The organism is Flavobacterium sp. R1_16 (assembly GCF_057652095.1).
The window spans coordinates 36031-55326 of the sequence record NZ_JBYFCG010000005.1 but is presented as its reverse complement, the minus strand read 5'-3'; the positions used below and the strand labels follow the sequence as shown (position 1 = coordinate 55326).

The following is a 19296-nucleotide window of genomic DNA, read 5'->3' as shown; positions in this document are numbered from 1 at the left end:
TTTACTACCATTACAATTTATTTTTGATGTATCAAAAGCCATATTTAATAGCCGAAATAGCCCAAGCTCACGATGGAAGCTTGGGAATTCTTCATTCCTATATTGATGCTGTTGCTACAACTGGTGTTCAAGCTATTAAATTTCAAATGCACATAGCTGAGGCAGAAAGTAGTATTCACGAGCCGTTTAGAGTACAATTTTCATATGAAGATGCTACACGTTATGAGTATTGGAAACGAATGGAATTCTCGCTGGAGCAATGGAAAGGAATTAAACAACATTGTGACGAAGTTGGGTTGGATTTTATCTGTTCGCCGTTTAGTAATAGGGCGGTAGATTGGTTAGAAGAAGTCGGAGTTAAAAGCTATAAAATTGGATCGGGCGAAGTTAACAACTTCTTGTTATTGGAAAAAGTTGTGAGAACGGGAAAACCGATTATCATTTCATCTGGTATGAGCAACTTTACTGAATTGGACCAAACAGTCGCTTTTTTAAGAAGCAAGAATGCTCCATTTTCTATTTTACAATGCACCACTGCTTATCCTACACAGGCTGAACAATATGGATTAAATGTTATAAATGAATTAAAAAATCGTTATAAGGTTGCCATTGGTTTTTCTGATCATTCTGCAAAAATTTCAACTGGAATTGCTGCTGTAGCATTAGGTGCTGAAATTTTAGAGTTTCATGTGGTTTTTCATCGTTCGATGTTTGGTCCTGATGCAAAAGCTTCTTTAACAATAGAAGAAACAAAACAACTCGTTGAAGCAGTAAACGATATTTATCGTGCTATTAGAAGTCCTATTGACAAAAATAATAGTGATAATTTCAACCAAATCAAATCTATTTTTGAAAAATCATTGGCCGTAAATAAGAATTTGACAAAAGGACATATTCTTACTTTTGATGATTTGGAAAGTAAAAAACCAAAAGGATATGGCATTTCTGCAACTGATTTTGAAAAAATAATTGGAAGAAAATTAAATGTTGATAAAAGACAGTGGGATTTTTTGAACGAAGATGATTTAGAATGAATGCAAAGCGAAAAATAGCTGTTGTTATCACAGCGAGGCCTTCCTATAGTAGAGTCAAAACAGTCTTAACTGCAATTAAAAATCACAACAAATTGGAGTTGCAGCTTATTGTTGCAGCCTCTGCTTTACTCGATAGATACGGAAGTGCGGTAAATTATATTGAAAAAGATGGGTTTGAAATAGCAGCAAAAGTTTTTAATGTTTTAGAAGGCGAAAACTTAACGGCTGCTGCTAAGACCACAGGAATAGGAATATTGGAATTATCAACTGTTTTTGATAATCTAAAGCCAGATATTGTAGTTACTGTAGCTGATAGATTTGAAACTATGGCAACTGCAATAGCAGCCTCTTACATGAACATTCCTTTGGCTCACATACAAGGAGGTGAGGTAACTGGAAATATTGATGAAAAGGTCAGACATGCAATAACCAAACTATCAGATTATCATTTTGTGGCTTCAGAAAGTGCAAAAAAACGAGTCATACAATTGGGCGAAAATCCCGAAATGGTTTTTAATACTGGTTGCCCATCAATTGATATTGCCAAAGAGGTATTCAACACTAAAGGCTTGTCTTTTAATCCCTACGAGAAGTACGGTGGGGTTGGCTCAAAACCCGAGTTGAGGAATGGTTATGTTGTTGTAATGCAACATCCTGTAACCAATGAATATCAAGACTCAAGAAAACAAATAGAAATTACACTAAGAGTTATACAAAAAATTAATTTGCCAACACTTTGGTTTTGGCCAAATGTAGATGCAGGTGCAGATGGAACGTCTACAGGTATTAGAGCTTTTAGAGAACAACATCTATTGCCCAATGTTCACTTTTTTAAGAATATGGAAGGCGTCGATTTCCTAGAATTATTGCAATACAGTAAATGCTTAGTTGGTAATTCTAGCGTTGGTATCAGAGAATGTGCTTATTTGGGAATTCCTGTTGTGAATATTGGTAGCAGACAGAACAAGAGGGAACAAGGAGAGAATTGTATCAACGTTCAGTATTCGGAGGATGAAATAGAATCGGCTATTTTGAAGTCTGTAAAAAAAGGAAAAATTCCGACTTCAGCGATTTATGGAACAGGAGATGCTGGAGAAAAAATTGCTAATTTGCTAGTAAATTTAGATTTGGTGTTTCATAAAACGATAATGTATTGATAAAAAACATTAATATCAAATGGAAGTATTTGTAAAACAAGATTTAAAGTATGAAAAATAATTGGACTGGAGAAAGATTAGAGACTTATGTTTACAGTAAGGACACAATTGATCATCTTCATAGATATTCTATTGTTTTGAATTACATTCAAGGTAAAATAGTTTTGGACATTGCCAGTGGAGAAGGATATGGTAGTAATATTATTAGTGATAAAGCTGAATTTGTTTACGGGGTAGATATTGATGAAACCTCAATTAAATACGCACAATTAAAATACAAAAAGGACAATCTAAAATTTCTTGTTGGAAGTACAAGCAGTATACCTATTGATGATAATTCTGTTGATGTTATTGTGAGTTTTGAAACTATTGAACATCATGATGAGCATGTTGAAATGATGAATGAGATAAAGAGGGTGTTGAGGCCCAACGGCTTACTAATTATTTCTACACCTGATAAAAAGAATTATACAGATAAGAGGAATTTTATAAATCGGTTTCATGTTAAGGAGTTGTACAAACAAGAATTTCTAGACTTAATAACTCAAAATTTTAATTCAGTTCAATTGCTAACTCAAAAATATATTAATGGAAATTCCATAATACAAGAAGATATTTTAGAAAGCGAAATCCAGATTTTTTCAGGAAACTATTCAGCTATTTCAAATGTAATTATTGATCCTTTTTATTTAATAGCGATTGCTTCGAATGTATCTTTTGAAAAGCAAAAAATATCAATTTTTGATGGAAGCGAAATAATTCAAACAGAATTTAAAAATAGAGTTAATGAAGTGTATCATAGTAATTCATATAGATTAGGGCATTTAATTTTATCACCATTTAAGCGTTTAAAAAAAAAGTAAAATAAATGCTTGAAATAGTAATCCCTTATTATAAAGGCGTGTTTTTTGAAAAAACACTTCAATCTCTCGAAAATCAAACGGATAAAAGGTTTAAAGTATACATTGGTGATGATGCAAGTCCAGAAAATCCGGACTTAATTATAAATCAGTTTAGAGGGAAATTTGATTTTCAATATCACAGATTTGAAAAAAATCTCGGAGGAATTTCACTCGTTCAACAATGGAATCGTTGTGTTGATTTGTCAAAAGAATTTGGATGGATACTTATCTTAGGTGATGATGATGTTTTAGATGAAAATGTAGTAGAAAAGTTTTATGAAAATTTGGATGAGATAAATAAATTAGATGTAAATGTCGTCCGATTTGCTACTCAAAAAATAAATGACAAGGGCGAAACAACTAGCGATAAATATTATCATCCGAAGATTGAAAATAGTATTGATTTTTTTTTCAGACCTTCTAGAAGTTCATTAAGTGAATATGTGTTTAAAAAGAGAAAGTTAAAGGAAATTGGGTTTAAAGATTTTCCTTTAGGCTGGTTTAGTGATATTTTAGCCTATTTGGAAGTCTCCAATTTTGATTCTATTTATACTATAAATGATGCAATTGTATACGTTCGAATTTCTGAATGGAGTATTACAGGGAGTACTAATTTAGGAAGATTAAAAACAGAATCAGTTTTTGAATTTTATTATTATTTGTTATCAAATCAAAGTCAATTTTTTTCAAATGATCAAAAATTAATAATGTATGAGAGACTAGAGAACAGTTACCTGAATAATAAAAGGAATAGTAAAGCACTATTTAAAATTTCTTTATTTTATCTTAGCAGTGGTTCTTTTGTAAGATACATTAATTTTATAAAATCGATATTTTATAATTTAATTCGATAAGTAATGAGAGTAGGGTTTAATCCCCAAAAAAGCGAAAAAAAAATAAATTTAACTACGTATCATAGAGTAATCGTAGTTGTTTATATTCCTAATGAAGAAGGATTTTATAAAAATTCCTATGATGTTTTTAAACTATGTTTAGACTCATTAGTTGCAACAACAAATAGTAATTCTGCAATAACTATTGTTAATAATGGTTCATATGATAAGGTGACCGACCTACTTCAAAACTATTTAAAAAATAAAAAAATTGATTCTTTAATTCAACATTCAGTTAATATAGGTAAAATTGATGCCCTTATTGGTGCAGCCAGAGGTGCTAGAGAAAGGTTAATTACGTATTCAGATTCTGTATATTGTTTAAAAAAGGATGGCAGGAAAATGTAGAAAAGGTATTTTCAATATTTCCTAATGTAGGTTCAGTTTCACCAATTTCAGTCAGATATGGATTGTTTTATGGAACAAGTTCTGTTCTAAAACAAATTATCTTAGGAAAAATTAAAATTAAATTTGAACCAATACCTGAAAATTTTGATTCCTATAATAAGTATTTAAAAAGTATTAATTGGGATGAAGATAAAGAGGAAACTAATAATTGGCCTGTAATAGAGAAGAACAATACCAAAGCAGTAGTTGGTAGCGGACATCAAGTATTAACGGTTTCAAGAGAAGTGTTATTTAAATCGGTTCCAACAAACCCATCTTTAACCTTGGTTGGTGGAGATTCCGAATATAAATATGTCGATGAACCAATAGACAAATTAGGAAAATTGAGACTCTGTACCTATACTAATTTTGCTTTTCATATGGGCAATAATATAGAAGACTGGATGATAGATGTTCAAAAAAATAATTTGATTACAACTACCGATTTCACAGAAATGTATTATGAAAATAAAACAAATTTTGATTTGTTTTATTCCAAATACAAAACGATAATTTACCAAATAAAGAAAAAAATTACAAAGAAAGTTTTTAAGTTAATTTACAAGAATTATTCTTTATAACAAATACAATTTCAACAATATGAAATTCTTAGCTGTAATACCTGCTCGAGGAGGTTCTAAAGGAGTTCCAAAGAAGAATATTAAACTATTAGGAAAAAAACCATTGATAGAATATACTATTAATGACGCTAAGAATTCAAAATTACTTACGGAAATAGTTGTTTCTACGGATGATCAAGAAATAGCTATTGAAGCAGAAATTGCAGGTTGTAAGCCACCGTTTATTCGCCCAGATGAATTCGCCCAAGACACTTCAACTTCACTTGAATTGGTGCAACATGCTATAGCTTTTTTCGAATCACAAAATATTTTTTTTGATGCGGTTTGTTTGTTGCAACCAACTAATCCGTTTAGAGGTAAAGGTTTTATTGATGAAGCAATCCAAAAATTTATTAGCTCAAAGTCGGATTCTTTAATAAGTGTTTTACCAATACCACATGAATTTAACCCTCATTGGGCATTTGAAGAAGATGAAACTGGATTATTGCAAATTGCTACGGGTGAAAAGAACATAATTACGAGAAGGCAAGAGTTACCCAAAACTTTTTTTCGTGATGGTTCTGTCTATATTACTAAAACCGCAGTTGTCAAAAATGGGAGTCTTTATGGAGAATCTATAGCCTACATTGAAAACAACCCACAGTTTCATGTAAATATAGACACAATGGAAGATTGGGAAAAAGCAGAAAAATTACTTACTATAATGAAACTTTAAATGTGTGGAATTGCCGGCATTATAGGACATAGAGCCAATAGAGAAAGTATTTTACAAATGTTGGAAACGCAAAGACATCGCGGACCTGACTTTGTAGATTATTATCATGAAGAAAATAAAATTACTTTAGGCCATAATAGACTAAGTATAATTGATTTGTCTAGTAATGCCAATCAGCCCTTTAGTAGCGATTGCGGGAACTATATTTTAGTCTTTAACGGAGAGATTTACAATTATTTAGAGTTAAGAAACGAACTTCAATTTAAGTATAGTTTTAAAACCCAATCAGATACCGAAGTTTTACTGAATGCCTTTATTGAATGGGGGGAACGCTGTTTGAATAAATTGAACGGAATGTTTTCTTTTGCTATTTGGAATAAAAGAGAGCAATCCTTATTTGCTGTGCGTGATCGGTTTGGAGTGAAGCCTTTTTATTATTTTTTCGATAACACCAATTTCATTTTTGCCTCAGAAATAAATTCTTTATGGGCTGCAGGAATTCCTAAAATTCCAAATGAAAAAGTTTGGCTGAATTATTTTGAAGAAGGAAGCTACGGAATGCCTGATGAAACTTTTTGGAAGGACATACATCAATTATCAGGCGGACATTTTTTAACTTTAAAAGACAATTCTTTACACATAAAAAAGTGGTATCATTTTGAAGATCGAATAGCCGAATTACACAATCATTTCGAAAAAAATGAAGAAGAGTATATCACGGAATTATTAATAAAAGCAATACATCTGAGATTCAGAGCCGATGTACCCGTTGGGTTCAATTTGAGCGGAGGTCTTGATTCTAGTACGCTTTTAGCATTAATTGACAAACAAAATACAGATAAAACTTCTATAGAGGCATTCACATTCATTACAAATGATGAAAGATATGATGAACTGCAATGGGTAAAATCTATGCTTAACGAAAAGCCTTATCCGCTTACTATATGTCAGTTAAATCATGATGAAGTACCCGAATTGGCTTTAAAAATTGCTCAAAATCAATCCGAACCTTATGGAGGAATACCTACAATTGCCTATTCTAAAATTTTTGAAAGCGCCGGTAAAATGGGAGTAAAAGTACTACTCGACGGGCAAGGTTCAGATGAAGCTTGGGCAGGTTATGATTATTATTTGAATAATTCGCAAAACACCGTTCAAGGCGTATCAAAATCTCCTTTCAGAAAGAATGTGTTAGCGATTGATTTTGCTAAGGACTATAAAAAAACAGTTTATCCTAAACCTTTTCAAGAAGATTTGTTGAACCTTCAGTTTCGTGATTTATTCTATACTAAAATCCCTCGAGCATTACGTTTTAATGATAGAGTTTCAATGCTTCACAGCACAGAATTGAGGGAGCCATTTTTGGATTATGAATTAGTTGAATACGTTTTTAGTAGACCTCAAAGTTTGAAAATAAAGAACGGTGTTCAGAAATGGATGTTGCGAAAAATAGCTGAGAATTTTTTACAAAAAGATTTAGTTTTAGCACCAAAAAGACCTCTGCAAACCCCCCAAAGGGAATGGTTATCCCATGATTTAAAAGATTGGGTAATTTCTGAAATTGAACTACTGAAAGCTAATAATTGGTTTGAAAAAAAACAGTTACAAACTGAAATGGATGCATTTTTTAAAGGAGATAATCAAAGTAGTTTCCATATTTGGCAATGGATAAACACGGTATTATTATTTAAATAAAAGGGTATGCAAAAAATAATACATTTATATCGGCTGGATTTTTTAAATGGATTTATAGTAATAAAGTACTTATTTAAGAGGATTTTTAAACTCAAAACTTCACCAAAAGAGAGATTAATAAATGATTATTATTATCATCTTATAAAATTTAGAGGGTTTTTTAAATCACAAAAAGAAGATTGTTTTATTGCTTATTATCCCAAATGGAAAGCTACTATCAAAACTCGAAAAAGACCATCAAGTGATTTAGATGTTTTTTCTCAAATTTTTGGTGATTTAGAATACAAGCCGGTAGTAGATACTTTTAAAGCTAATTTCAAAACCAACACATCTTTAAAAATTATCGATGCTGGAAGTAATATAGGTTTAACTTCTCTCTACTTTTCAAGGTTCTTTGAGCATGCAGAATTTATATGTGTTGAGCCCAATGAATCTAATCTCGATGTTTTAACTTTCAACTTGGATACCAATTCAATCCCAAATTGTAATAAACTTAAAGCGGGAATTTGGAGCAAGAATACCTATTTAAATATTGTTAGTGATTTTAGAGGGCATTACGATTGGTCGTATAGAGTTGTTGAGTCACGAGATGAGACAGATTTAGGGGCATTTTCAATTTCTCATTTAGTAGAAAAATTCAAATGGGAAACTATTGATATTTTAAAAATGGACATAGAGGGTTCTGAAAAAGAGGTGTTTACTAATTCTCACTCTGACATTTCATTTTTAGCAATCACAAAATGTATTGCTATTGAAATTCATGATGAATTTGATTGTCGTGAAGCCATTTATGAAATTCTAACTAAGTATGGATTTTCATTATTCAATTCTGGTGAATTGACTATTGGAATTAATCAAAATTGGATTGGCAAATAATAGCTATGCAACAAAACAATAGATTAAGAGAACTAGATTTTTTAAGGGGTATTGCTATTATCTTGGTTATAGCTAGACATCAAGTCTTATTTCCTTTTTTAAAAACCATGGGTTGGATAGGAGTTGATTTGTTTTTTGTTCTTAGCGGGTTTTTAGTTTCAGGATTATTATTTAAAGAATATCAGAAATTTGGTCAGGTAAATCCAAAGTTGTTCCTGATTAGAAGAGGATTTAAAATTTATCCGATTTTTTATTTAACTTATTTAGGATATATGTTGCCAAAAATTCTATTGCATAAATTGGAGTTGAAAAAAGTTTTTTTCGATGTTTTTTTTATTCAGAATTATGCTTTAGGTTGGGGTTACATCTATGCAGCAAGTTGGTCGTTGGCTGTAGAGGAACATTTTTATTTTGGGTTAGCCCTGTTAATATGGTTTATAACTACCAAAAAGAAAGAATGGTTGATTGCTACTAATGAAAATAAACAATTTTCAAAATTTGAAAAATTAGTAATTACTTTACTAGTGTTAGTTTTTTTACTTCGTGTTATTTCGAATCTTTTATTTCCAGAACATGATGTTAAAAACATGACCATGACACACCTTAGAATAGATTCACTTCTGTCTGGAGTTTTAATATCCTATTGGTATTATTTTAAAAAAGAAGAACTAAATTCAATCTATTTTAGACATCAAAAATATTTATTATTGTTATCATGTTTATTTCTTTCTTTTACTCCTTTTATTGAACCTGTACCTTCCTTTTTTGTAAAAATCTTTGGTTTTTCAATGCTCTACATTGCCTTTGGAATCCTATTAATTCATTTTCTAGTTGATACAACAATTAATAAAAAATTGAATACAGTTTTCTCTACTACACTTGTTAATTATGTTTCAAAAATTGGATTTTGTTCCTATTCAATTTATGTGATTCATTCTTTTGTGATTTATTTAGTGGGATTTTTATGCTTGAAAAATCATTATTTGTCTTTTGCATTGACCTTCTTGTTTCCCACAATTTGTGGATTTGTAATGACGTATAGCTTGGAAAAATATTTTCTAACATATCGTGATACGTATTTTCCAAGTAGATCAATTTAATTTTTTAGTCCTGATAAAAAGAAAGATATTTGAGAAATAAATATTCAAAAATTAATGAACAGTAAAAAAATATTTATTTTATTACCAGATGGCGTAGGTCTTCGCAATTTTGCTTATACTGATTTTTACAACATTGGCATTGAAAAAGGATTTGATATCACTTTTTGGAACAGTACACCTTTTGAGTTGACTGAAATTAATTTCAAAGAAATCAAAATTCAAAATGCTAGACTGCATCCTATGACTGATTTTTTGAAAAAAGCTCAGGTAAAAATAGAATTGTCTCTAAACGCTGCAAAATCAAAAGATACAGTTTATAAAAGTTATCGTTTCCAACTTACCAATAGAAATCTTAAATCAATTCTGAAAAATGGTTATGTAAATTGGCTTTTTTTTTGGAATAATTCTCAAAAAGGGTTGGGGCGAATTAGGAAACGAATCGCAATTCAAGAGCGTAAAACTAAATTATATTATGACAGCTTAGAAACCCTGAAACAACAAAAACCAGACTTGATTTTTTGTACTAATCAGAGAATTACTCTAGCCGTTGCGCCAATTCTAGCTGCTCAGGATTTGGGGATTCCAACCGCTACGTTCATTTTTTCTTGGGATAATCTGCCTAAAGGAACGAAGGTGCTTGAAACAGATTTCTATTTTGTTTGGAGCCAATACATGAAAGAAGAACTTCTTTATTATTATCCTTATATTGATGAAAAACAAATTTTTATCACTGGAACGCCCCAATTTGAGCCCCATTATACTAAAAGTTGGATTGAATCAAAGGAATTTTTTTTCAAACTTCATGGATTAGATTTAAACAAAAAATACATCTGTTTCTCTGGAGATGACACTACTACTTCGCCAAATGACCCTACATATTTAGCAGATGTTGCCGATGCGGTACGCTTTTTAAATAGTAAAAAATATAATTTAGGAATAATTTTTCGGAGATGTCCAGTCGATTTTTCTGATAGATATGATGCTATTTTAGAAAAAAATAAAGACATTATCATTCCTATTCATCCAAAATGGGAAAAAATAGGAGAAGGATGGAATACTATTTTACCAACAAAAGAGGACTTAAAACTTCAGATGAATACAATATTTCACACAGAGATGGTCATAAATCTTGGTTCGTCAATGGTTTTTGATTATGTTGCACATAAAAAACCTTGTGGTTTTATAAATTATGATGTACCCAATGATGCTTACCCAGATTGGTCTGTGAAAAAAATATATAATTTTATTCATTTTCGTTCAATGCCATCACAAGACGTTGTTTTTTGGATAAATAATCCGAATCAAATTTCAGAGACAATTGAAAAAATGCTGAGCACTAATGATTCTGAGAAAGTGATTGAAAATGCTCAAAGATGGTTTGAAAAAATTAATTTTCATCCAGCAGAGTTGGCTTCTGAAACAATTTGGAATGCCATTGAAAAAATTATAAAAATGTAATATGGTAAGAGAGTTAATTTTATCGGATTTTAAACGACATAATTTTACATCAATATCTTTAGGGAATTTACTTTCCATTTTTGTAATCCATCCTATTCCAGGTTTGAAGTACATGACTATTTTTCGATTGACTCAAAATTATAGAAGAAGAAACAGGTTGTTGTTTTATTTCTTTTTCTTATGGTTAAGACGTTTAAAGGTAAAATATGGGCTAGATATTTCTTATAGAACTAAGATGGGAAAAGGAATTTATATCGGTCATTTTGGAAGTATAGTGATACATGGGGATGTTGAGATAGGAGATTATTGTAATCTTTCACAAGGAATAACTTTAGGGACTAGTAATTATGGGAAAAAAACGGGAGCTCCCATTATTGGGCATCATGTGTTTTTAGGACCAGGAGCTTGTGTTTTTGGTAAAATCATGATTGGTAATCATGTAACTATTGGAGCCAATGCTGTAGTTACGGAAGATGTGCCAAATAATTCAACAGTTTTAAGTCCAAAATCAATACAAATAGATAAAGATTTATCTGCATATTTTGTTCATAATTTAGATAATTAGCCATCACTTTTTTAATTAATTTACAAATGGTAAATAGTTTGTTTTTAAGCTATAATTTCACTTTTTAAGTAGTTATAATTTATTAGATTTGGGAACAAATGTTAAATACAAAAACATGAAGTTTTTTAACAATAAAAAATACTTGATTTATACTTTATTACTTATTTCATTGGTGTCTTCATTAAGAAATTTGTTTTTTCCACTAGTTTCAGATGAACTTCAATATGCTGAAATTGCAAAGAATTGTATGACAAAGGGTGAGTATTCCTTATCGGGAATTCCTTCAACCTTTACACCAACACTTCCTTTTTTAATCGCTTTATTTTATTCAAAATCATTACCAGCCGTAGGTTTTGCAGTGGTTAAATTTTTTAATTTGATATTGATGATTGTTGGATTGCGATTTGTTTATTTAACTTTAAAAAAAATAAACATTACATCAACTATCTCTCAGCTAATCGTATTACTCACAGCAGTTAACACTATTTTTGTAAGTTGGAGTGCAGCTGTATACCCAGAGGCTATTTTGTTTTGTTTTTTTTGGATTTTTATTTATTATATTATTGAAGAAATCAAATCGCCAAGGCAAATTCTGTTTTTTCTAATTCCTTTTTCAATACTTGTAATTACGCGCTATTTATATGGAGTTTGTATTTTTATAACAGGATTTTTTATTGCAAACTATTTTCTTGAATTAATAAAACGAAGAGATTACAGAAGCATAAACAAAGTATTGATTTATTCTTTTATTTGTATTTTGCCTTTAATTATCTGGTTCAAATATGTTTATTTTGTTGAAAGAGGAATTAATATTGAGCAAAGCTACTTTACCAGATTCAAGGAAAATGATATTTTTTATAATATTAAAGCGGGCTTAGGAATAATAAAACATGAAGAGGTTAATAAAATCAATGGAATTCCAGCCTTTATTTCTCTTTTTGTTCCTGTTACTGGATTGCGAAATTGGATGATAAGTTTAGCTTTGATAGTAGCCTTCTGTTTTGGATACATTTCAAAATGGAAAGTAAAAGAATATAGAGTGATTTTTATAGCTATAATTTTAATCATGTTGGGTTTAATAGTTGCAGGAACTGGTTTTAGTAGGTATTGGTTAGTTCTACTACCTGGATATTGGCTTGGTTTCTATTTTTGTTTTAATTATCTAAAAATTAAAGATAATTATTTTGAAAAGCTATCACTATTGCTCGCTGTGATATATGTCATCAACGAATTGCGATTGGATTATTTAATACTGAGCAAATTATAATTTTATGATAAATAACAAAACGATTGCAGTAATTGTTCCATGCTTCAATGAAGAATTACAAATAATTCAAGTTTTAGAAACTATGCCAAGTTTTGTAGATAGAATTATAGTTATTGATGACAAATCCACCGATAAAACCTCAAAAAACATTAAGGATTATATTGATAATGTGTCTAATGTTGGTATTGAAATTAATACTGTTTTGGATAAAATTAAACCCAATAGCCATAACAGAGCGAACATCGTAGTACAAGAATTGCAGCGAAAAGAAATGAAGTACTTTACTCCGCATCAAATTTACAATAATAATAATACAGATAGAATAGTGTTGATTTCTCACACTGTAAATGCAGGTAAAGGAGCAGGAATAGCTACTGGCTATAAATGGGCAAAAGATTATGGTATTGATTGTGTGGCGACTATGGACGGTGATGGACAAATGGATCCTGAGGAATTACTCAGTATTTGCGAGCCAATACTTTACGAAAATATTGATTATGTAAAGGGAAACAGATTAATTCATAGAAGTGCCTTACTTGTAATTCCTAAAGTTAGATTTTTTGGAAACTCCATACTTTCAATATTGACTAAATTAGCCAGTGGATATTGGCATGTATCGGATACCCAAACGGGTTATACCGCTATTTCAAATAAAGCTCTGAATGCTATAAGATTGTATGATATATACAAGAAATACGGTTATCCTAATGATATGTTGGTCAAATTGAATATTGCATTTTGTACTTTGAGAGAAGTAGAGATAAAACCAGTTTATGATATTGGCGAAAAATCTAAAATGAAAATTTTTAAAGTAATTCCAACAGTATCTTTATTACTTATAAAATCATTTTTCAAGAGACTATGGTTCAAATATTTATTTAGAGATTTTCACCCACTATTTATTTTATACCATTTTTCATTTTTGCTTGGAATAATTTGGATGCCTTATCTCTATAGAGTAATTATGGCTTTGATTGAAGGTAAAAATCTCTCTTTTGAGACATTGTTTGCATTTACGTTTCTAGGAATTAGCTCTATACAAAGTTTTCTTTTTGCAATGTGGATGGATATTCAGGATAATGATAGGTTGTATAAATAATTAAAACAAATCAAATGAATGATGCTCTAGGAAAAAAATTAGAATCGACCAGAATTAATAAAGTTTTACCTCACATTCAAGGTGAATTATTGGATATTGGTTGCGGATTGAATCAATTGAAAAAAGCCTATGGTAAGGGTATTGGTGTTGATGTTTATAAATGGGATAATGTAGATATTGTTGTTGAAAATACTGCACAACTACCTTTTGAAGATAATAGTTTTGATACGATTACAATCATCGCAGCTTTGAATCATATTCCCAATAGAGGTGAGGTTATTAAAGAATGTTACAGACTATTAAAGCCTGACGGGAAAATGATTATCACAATGATTCCACCTGTTATTTCAACCGTTTGGCATTTTTTAAGGAAGCCTTGGGATGTAGATCAATCCGAAAGAGGCATGAAAGAAGGCGAAGTGTATGGGCTTACAAAGAGTCAAATAGTAGACTTATTTGGTCAGCAAAAATTCAAGTTGAGTTTAGATGAAGGTTTCATGATGAATATCAATAGACTCTACATTTTCAAAAAAATATAATATGTGTGGAATTTTTGGAGTTATCTCCAAGCATAAAGAAAATAAGCCAAGTGCAATTTTCGAAACATTACTAATTGAGTCGGATAAAAGAGGTAAAGAAGCTTCTGGTTTTGCTATCTTAGGGCAGAACCAAAAGACACTATTGGTCAATAAAATTCCCTTTTCAGGCAAGGAATTGCTGCAAACTAAGGTTTATAAAGACATTAAAAAGGAGTTAGTCAATACTGAATTTTTTCTTGGAATTGGTCATTCAAGACTGGTAACTAATGGATACGAACAACACAATTATAACAATCAACCTATTGTTGATGATGGCAAAATTGTAATTCACAACGGTATTATTGTAAATACAGATGATTTATGGCGAAACTATCCTACCACTGTAAAAAAAACCGATTTAGACACGGAGTTAATTCCCGCCATACTAAATAATTCACTTAGAAATAAACAAACCTATAGCGAATCAATTAAGCAAGTCTTTTCTGAGATTGAAGGAATTGCCAATATAGCTTTACTAGATGTTCAGAAAACATTTTTGACAATTGCGTCGAATAATGGCTCTTTGTATTATGTTTTTGATGCAAAAGCAGGGCTTTTCCTTTTTGCTTCCGAATCTGTTTTTTTAAGCGATGCAATCAAGAGTCTAGGACTTTCTGTAGCTATAAGTTCAATACATCAATTGGTTAATACAGCTCTTTATTTTGATTTTATAAAATTTGAAATCGTAACGGATTTGAAAGTATTAGATATTGATACTACACCAAAGTATGAAATTAAGGAAGTAGTCGATAAAGATGAGAAGCAGGTTCATGAAAACAAATCGCTTGAAACTAGTTTTGAAAAAGTTCCAGAATCATTTTTAAACCATTTTGATAATCAAAAGAAAAAGATAAATGAACTTAAAAGATGTACGAAATGCATTTTACCAAGTTCATTTCCATTCATAGAGTTTGATTCTAAAGGAGTTTGCAATTATTGTTCAAACTATAAAAAATATGCCACCAAAGGAGAAGTTGAACTTAAAAAGTTAATAGCAGATTTTCAAACTACTCATGGTAGATTACCTAAAGTACTTATAGGGTTAAGTGGAGGAAGAGACAGTTGTTATGCGCTTCATTATGTTACTCAAAAACTAGGTGTTGAGGCTGTAGCCTTCTCATATGATTGGGGTATGTTAACCGATTTAGCAAGACGAAATCAATCAAGAATGTGTGCGAAGCTAAGTGTAGAGCACATTTTGATATCAGCAGATATTAGAAAAAAAAGAAAAAATATTAAGCTTAATGTAGAAGCTTGGCTAAAGAATCCAAATCTAGGCACCATTCCTTTATTTATGGCTGGCGATAAACAATACTTTTATTATGCCAATAAAATAATGGACGAAAAAGGATTGGATTTTATCTTTTTTGGAGAAAATTTATTAGAGTCAACTTTTTTCAAATATGGATTTTGTGGCATCCAACCCAATCTAAAACAGAAGGAAAAATCATTCTCAATTTCAACTTTTGATAAGTTAAAAATGATGCTATTTTATTTTAAACAGTATCTGATAAATCCTTCTTATATCAATTCGTCTTTGCTAGATAGTTTTGGTGCTTTTTTGTCATTTTATTATATAAAACATCCGTATCTTAACTTGTTTCATTACTTAGAATGGGATGAAAAAGAGATAATAGATACACTGATTTATCAGTACAATTGGGAAACCGATCCAGAAACGAAATCTACATGGAGGATTGGAGATGGTACTGCGGCATTTTATAATTATATTTACTATATAAATGCTGGTTTTAGCGAGTATGATACTTTCAGAAGTAATGAGATTCGGGAAGGAAGAATTTCTAGAGAAGAAGCCTTGTTAAAAGTTGAAACTGAAAACATTCCAAGATGGAACTCCATACAATGGTATTGTAATACGATAAACATAGATTGGAAAAAAACAATACAAACTATAAATAGCAAAAAAAACTTGTATGGATAAAAAATTTGTTGGTTTTGAAGAAATGTCAGTTGATGATTTTTGGGAGTTTTATAGATTGGAATACGCATCTACTAATCCTATAAGCCAGAAATTATATGCTAATTTTTACAAAAAAATCAATTTCATAGTAGAGAACTTTGCAAAGCCAAAATTTAAGCTTCTTGAGGTGGGTTGTGGGGCAGCAGAATCTTCATTAAAAATTAATAAGATGCTGTCAAACCTTGATTTTGAAACTCATTTTGAAGCTTCAGAATATGATAAGAGATTTGTTGATAAGATAGAAACCCTAAATTATCCATTTCTAGTTACTCATGAAACGGTTTATGATTTAAAGCGTGAGGATAGCGAGTTTGATGTGATTTTTTTATTGGAAGTTTTAGAACACCTTGAGTTTCCTGAGAAGGCAATTCAAGAACTTTTTAGGGTAAGTTCAAAATATGTAGTTATTTCTGTTCCCAACGAACCTATTTGGAGAATTGCTAATATGGCACGATTCCAATATCTCAAAGATTTCGGTAATACCCCAGGGCATATCAATCATTATAATGAAAAAAAATTAGCAAAAATCATCAAGCCTTATGGTAAGGTTATTAAAGTTTTTAAGCCCTTTCCGTGGTTGATAATGCTTGTCGAAAAGTACTAATGATATCATTAAAAAATACGAGTTTAAATCTTCTAATGCTTGGTTATTTTGCACAAGGATTAGCTTATTTAGCTGTAATTGCAGTCCCATCGTTATATTTTTCGCAATCACAAATAGGTATCTTGGGAATTTGTATCAGTTTACAATTTATTTTATCTCAGCTTTTTGGTTCAGGATTGCATTTTTCATCTTTGTATTACAAATCTATGGATGAAAATTCTTCAACTAATGAATCGTATTGCTCTATAAGTTCTAAGATAAATGTAACCTTGGTAGCAAGTTTACTCGGCATCATTTTTTATTTTGTTTTCCCTTTTATAATTAGAATATACAGCAATTTCAGTCTTGACGATTTTAGAATCTATTTAATTGTTTCTGTTATTCTAATAGCGATTAATAAAGTATTATTGTCTGAGTTAAACGCATCCAAGAAATTTGTATTGATTGGTAAGCTCTATTTGTTTAAATCTTTTGTTCTTTTCGCAATTATTTCTTTAATCATTTTCAAAAAAATTGATTTTAGAGCCTATTTAATGTATCAATTAATTATTCCTGAGCTACTCATTTATCTCTTTTATTTGTGCAAAACCGTAAAAGAATTTTTGAATATCAAAGAGCGATTTTATCTCAAATATTTAAAAAGAGATTTAACGTTTGGTGTAAAGTCTATTTGGGGAACCTTATTTTTTGAAGCCAGCACAAAAGTTGATGTTTTAATGCTAGGAATTTATATAAGTCCAGATAAGGTAGGGATATATACTATTATTTCAATGATTTCTGATTTGTTTTTGAATGTGTCATCGGTTTTAAGAACATTTTTGAATCCAGATATCACAATGAATTTTATGAACCATAGAAACAATTTTGTAAACTTTATAACAGACAAAGTCATGATGTGTTATAAAATACTAGTGCCTTTTTTATTTTTGGTAGTGGTGTTTTATTTAGGTGCAACCAATTTTATTTCACAAGTTTTAATCTATAGAGACGGTACAATTTCATTAATTATTTTAGTGTCTTTTTTGGCATTAACTTCAGGATTTATTCCTTTAATGTTGACTTTTGGTCAAATAGGAAAGCCAAATCAACAATCAGCCACTTTTTTTGTTTTCTTTATTGCTAACCTATTATTAAACATGGCTTTAATTCCTTTATTTGGAATTGAAGGGGCATCTTTGGCCACAGGTTTGTCTTATGTGATTTATGTGTACCTATTTAGAAAACTTTTAATCAAACTTGACCAATGAAAATTGCTTTTCTAACACCTGAGTTTCCTCATCTTAAAACTGGACCTTCTGGTGGAATTGGTACTAGTATTTTTAATTTATCCAAAGGATTAATTCAATCTGGACATGAAGTGTCTGTTCTAGTTTATGGTCAAAATCAAGATGAGGTTTTTAAAGACAATGGGGTTACTTTTTACAAGATAAAAAACATAAAATGGAAAGGGTTTTCTCGGTTTTTAACACAAAATAAAATTCAAAAACTAATTAATAGATTAGTAAAAGAAAACAAAATAGATATTCTTGAAGCTCCTGATTGGACGGGAATTACATCAAAAATATGCCCTTTATGTCCTGTTGTTATTAGGTTACATGGAACGGATACTTATTTTTGTCATTTAGAAGGACGACCTGTAAAGTTTTTAAATCAATTTAATGAAAAGAAAGCCTTACATAATGCCGATGCATTACTATCGGTGAGTCAATATACCGCAAATTTAACCAAAGAATTATTTTCATTGAATAAAGAATTTACAGTTATTCCCAATGGTATTGATTTAGATGATTTTAGTAATACTTCAACTGAAATAGAAGAAAATACGGTTTTGTATTTTGGAACATTAATTCGAAAAAAAGGCGCATTCGAACTGCCACTTATTTTTAACGAATTGTATAAAAAAAACAGTGATGCCAAATTAATTTTAATTGGCCGAGATGCATCGGATATACAGTCAGGAAATAGCTCTTCGTGGAAAATGATGCAACAGCTTTTTGATGTTGATACTTTAAAGAATGTAAGCTATCTAGGAAGTATTCCATATAATGAAATTAAAAGTTACATTGCAAAAGCATCCGTTTGTGTTTTTCCTACTTTTGCTGAGGCATTACCTGTTTCTTGGCTAGAAGCAATGGCAATGAAGAAAGCTATTGTAGCTTCAAATATAGGTTGGGCAACCGAGGTAATTGAAGATAAAGTCAGTGGCTTCTTAGTTCACCCGAAAGAGCATTACGAGTTTGCACTGAAGATTCAGGAGTTACTTCAAAATGAAAAAGTAAGAGCTCAATTTGGAACTCAAGCAAGAAAAAAAGTGGAACAAGAATTTAGTATTAGCGTTGTTGCTGACAAGAGTATTCAATTTTATGAGAAAACGATTCTCGGATATAAAAAATAACTAAGTTTT

Annotated in this window: 19 protein-coding genes; all 19 read left to right on the top strand. The window is 30.5% G+C overall.

What is annotated here, in order from left to right:
* Positions 1-26: 26 nt before the first annotated feature.
* The 19 genes from AC23L6_RS09355 (at position 27) to AC23L6_RS09265 (ending at position 19287) form a co-directional block, all read left to right on the top strand.
* Complete coding sequence (locus AC23L6_RS09355; RefSeq protein WP_487561907.1) at positions 27-1034, top strand: N-acetylneuraminate synthase family protein; 1008 nt, start codon at positions 27-29, stop codon at positions 1032-1034.
* Positions 1031-2191, top strand: a complete 1161-nt coding sequence (neuC, locus tag AC23L6_RS09350; protein WP_487561906.1) for a UDP-N-acetylglucosamine 2-epimerase — start codon at positions 1031-1033, stop codon at positions 2189-2191. Before AC23L6_RS09355 ends, neuC begins: the two co-directional genes overlap by 4 nt.
* A 50-nt stretch (positions 2192-2241) precedes the next feature.
* Positions 2242-3054, top strand: coding sequence for a class I SAM-dependent methyltransferase (locus AC23L6_RS09345; RefSeq protein ID WP_487561905.1), 813 nt, complete (start codon positions 2242-2244; stop codon positions 3052-3054).
* 5 nt (positions 3055-3059) lie between these two features.
* Entirely contained in the window at positions 3060-3947 is an 888-nt protein-coding gene (locus tag AC23L6_RS09340; RefSeq protein WP_487561904.1) for a glycosyltransferase family 2 protein, read from the top strand.
* A 3-nt stretch (positions 3948-3950) separates the two neighbouring features.
* Positions 3951-4334, top strand: coding sequence for a glycosyltransferase family A protein (locus AC23L6_RS09335; protein WP_487561903.1), 384 nt, complete (start codon positions 3951-3953; stop codon positions 4332-4334).
* On the top strand, positions 4304-4954 hold the full coding sequence (locus tag AC23L6_RS09330; protein WP_487561902.1) for a hypothetical protein: 651 nt from the start codon (positions 4304-4306) through the stop codon (positions 4952-4954). The genes AC23L6_RS09335 and AC23L6_RS09330 overlap by 31 nt, the downstream gene beginning before the upstream one ends.
* Positions 4955-4973: 19 nt before the next feature.
* Entirely contained in the window at positions 4974-5669 is a 696-nt protein-coding gene (locus tag AC23L6_RS09325) for an acylneuraminate cytidylyltransferase family protein (RefSeq protein ID WP_487561901.1), read from the top strand.
* Positions 5670-7364 carry an asparagine synthase (glutamine-hydrolyzing) gene (gene asnB, locus AC23L6_RS09320; RefSeq protein ID WP_487561900.1) on the top strand — a complete coding sequence of 565 codons (1695 nt, stop codon included), beginning with the start codon at positions 5670-5672 and terminating at the stop codon, positions 7362-7364.
* Positions 7365-7370: 6 nt separating this feature from the next.
* Positions 7371-8240, top strand: coding sequence for an FkbM family methyltransferase (locus tag AC23L6_RS09315; protein ID WP_487561899.1), 870 nt, complete (start codon positions 7371-7373; stop codon positions 8238-8240).
* The gene (locus tag AC23L6_RS09310) at positions 8225-9340 is read left to right on the top strand and encodes an acyltransferase family protein (protein ID WP_487561898.1); all 1116 of its coding nucleotides are present in this window, start codon (positions 8225-8227) and stop codon (positions 9338-9340) included. Before AC23L6_RS09315 ends, AC23L6_RS09310 begins: the two co-directional genes overlap by 16 nt.
* Positions 9341-9394: 54 nt before the next feature.
* On the top strand, positions 9395-10798 hold the full coding sequence (locus tag AC23L6_RS09305) for a UDP-glycosyltransferase (protein WP_487561897.1): 1404 nt from the start codon (positions 9395-9397) through the stop codon (positions 10796-10798).
* 1 nt (position 10799) lies between these two features.
* A complete protein-coding gene (locus tag AC23L6_RS09300; RefSeq protein ID WP_487561896.1) occupies positions 10800-11363 on the top strand; it encodes a serine acetyltransferase in 564 nt (187 codons plus the stop codon).
* Between the two features lie 115 nt (positions 11364-11478).
* Entirely contained in the window at positions 11479-12630 is a 1152-nt protein-coding gene (locus AC23L6_RS09295; RefSeq protein ID WP_487561895.1) for a hypothetical protein, read from the top strand.
* Between the two features lie 4 nt (positions 12631-12634).
* A complete protein-coding gene (locus tag AC23L6_RS09290; protein ID WP_487561894.1) occupies positions 12635-13729 on the top strand; it encodes a glycosyltransferase family 2 protein in 1095 nt (364 codons plus the stop codon).
* Between the two features lie 14 nt (positions 13730-13743).
* Positions 13744-14268, top strand: a complete 525-nt coding sequence (locus AC23L6_RS09285) for a class I SAM-dependent methyltransferase (RefSeq protein ID WP_487561893.1) — start codon at positions 13744-13746, stop codon at positions 14266-14268.
* Position 14269: 1 nt separating this feature from the next.
* Complete coding sequence (locus tag AC23L6_RS09280; protein WP_487561892.1) at positions 14270-16249, top strand: hypothetical protein; 1980 nt, start codon at positions 14270-14272, stop codon at positions 16247-16249.
* On the top strand, positions 16242-16892 hold the full coding sequence (locus AC23L6_RS09275) for a class I SAM-dependent methyltransferase (protein ID WP_487561891.1): 651 nt from the start codon (positions 16242-16244) through the stop codon (positions 16890-16892). Before AC23L6_RS09280 ends, AC23L6_RS09275 begins: the two co-directional genes overlap by 8 nt.
* Entirely contained in the window at positions 16892-18139 is a 1248-nt protein-coding gene (locus AC23L6_RS09270) for an MATE family efflux transporter (protein ID WP_487561890.1), read from the top strand. The genes AC23L6_RS09275 and AC23L6_RS09270 overlap by 1 nt, the downstream gene beginning before the upstream one ends.
* Positions 18136-19287: a glycosyltransferase family 4 protein gene (locus tag AC23L6_RS09265; RefSeq protein ID WP_487561889.1), complete on the top strand. Its 1152-nt coding sequence runs from the start codon at positions 18136-18138 to the stop codon at positions 19285-19287. Before AC23L6_RS09270 ends, AC23L6_RS09265 begins: the two co-directional genes overlap by 4 nt.
* Positions 19288-19296 lie beyond the last annotated feature (9 nt).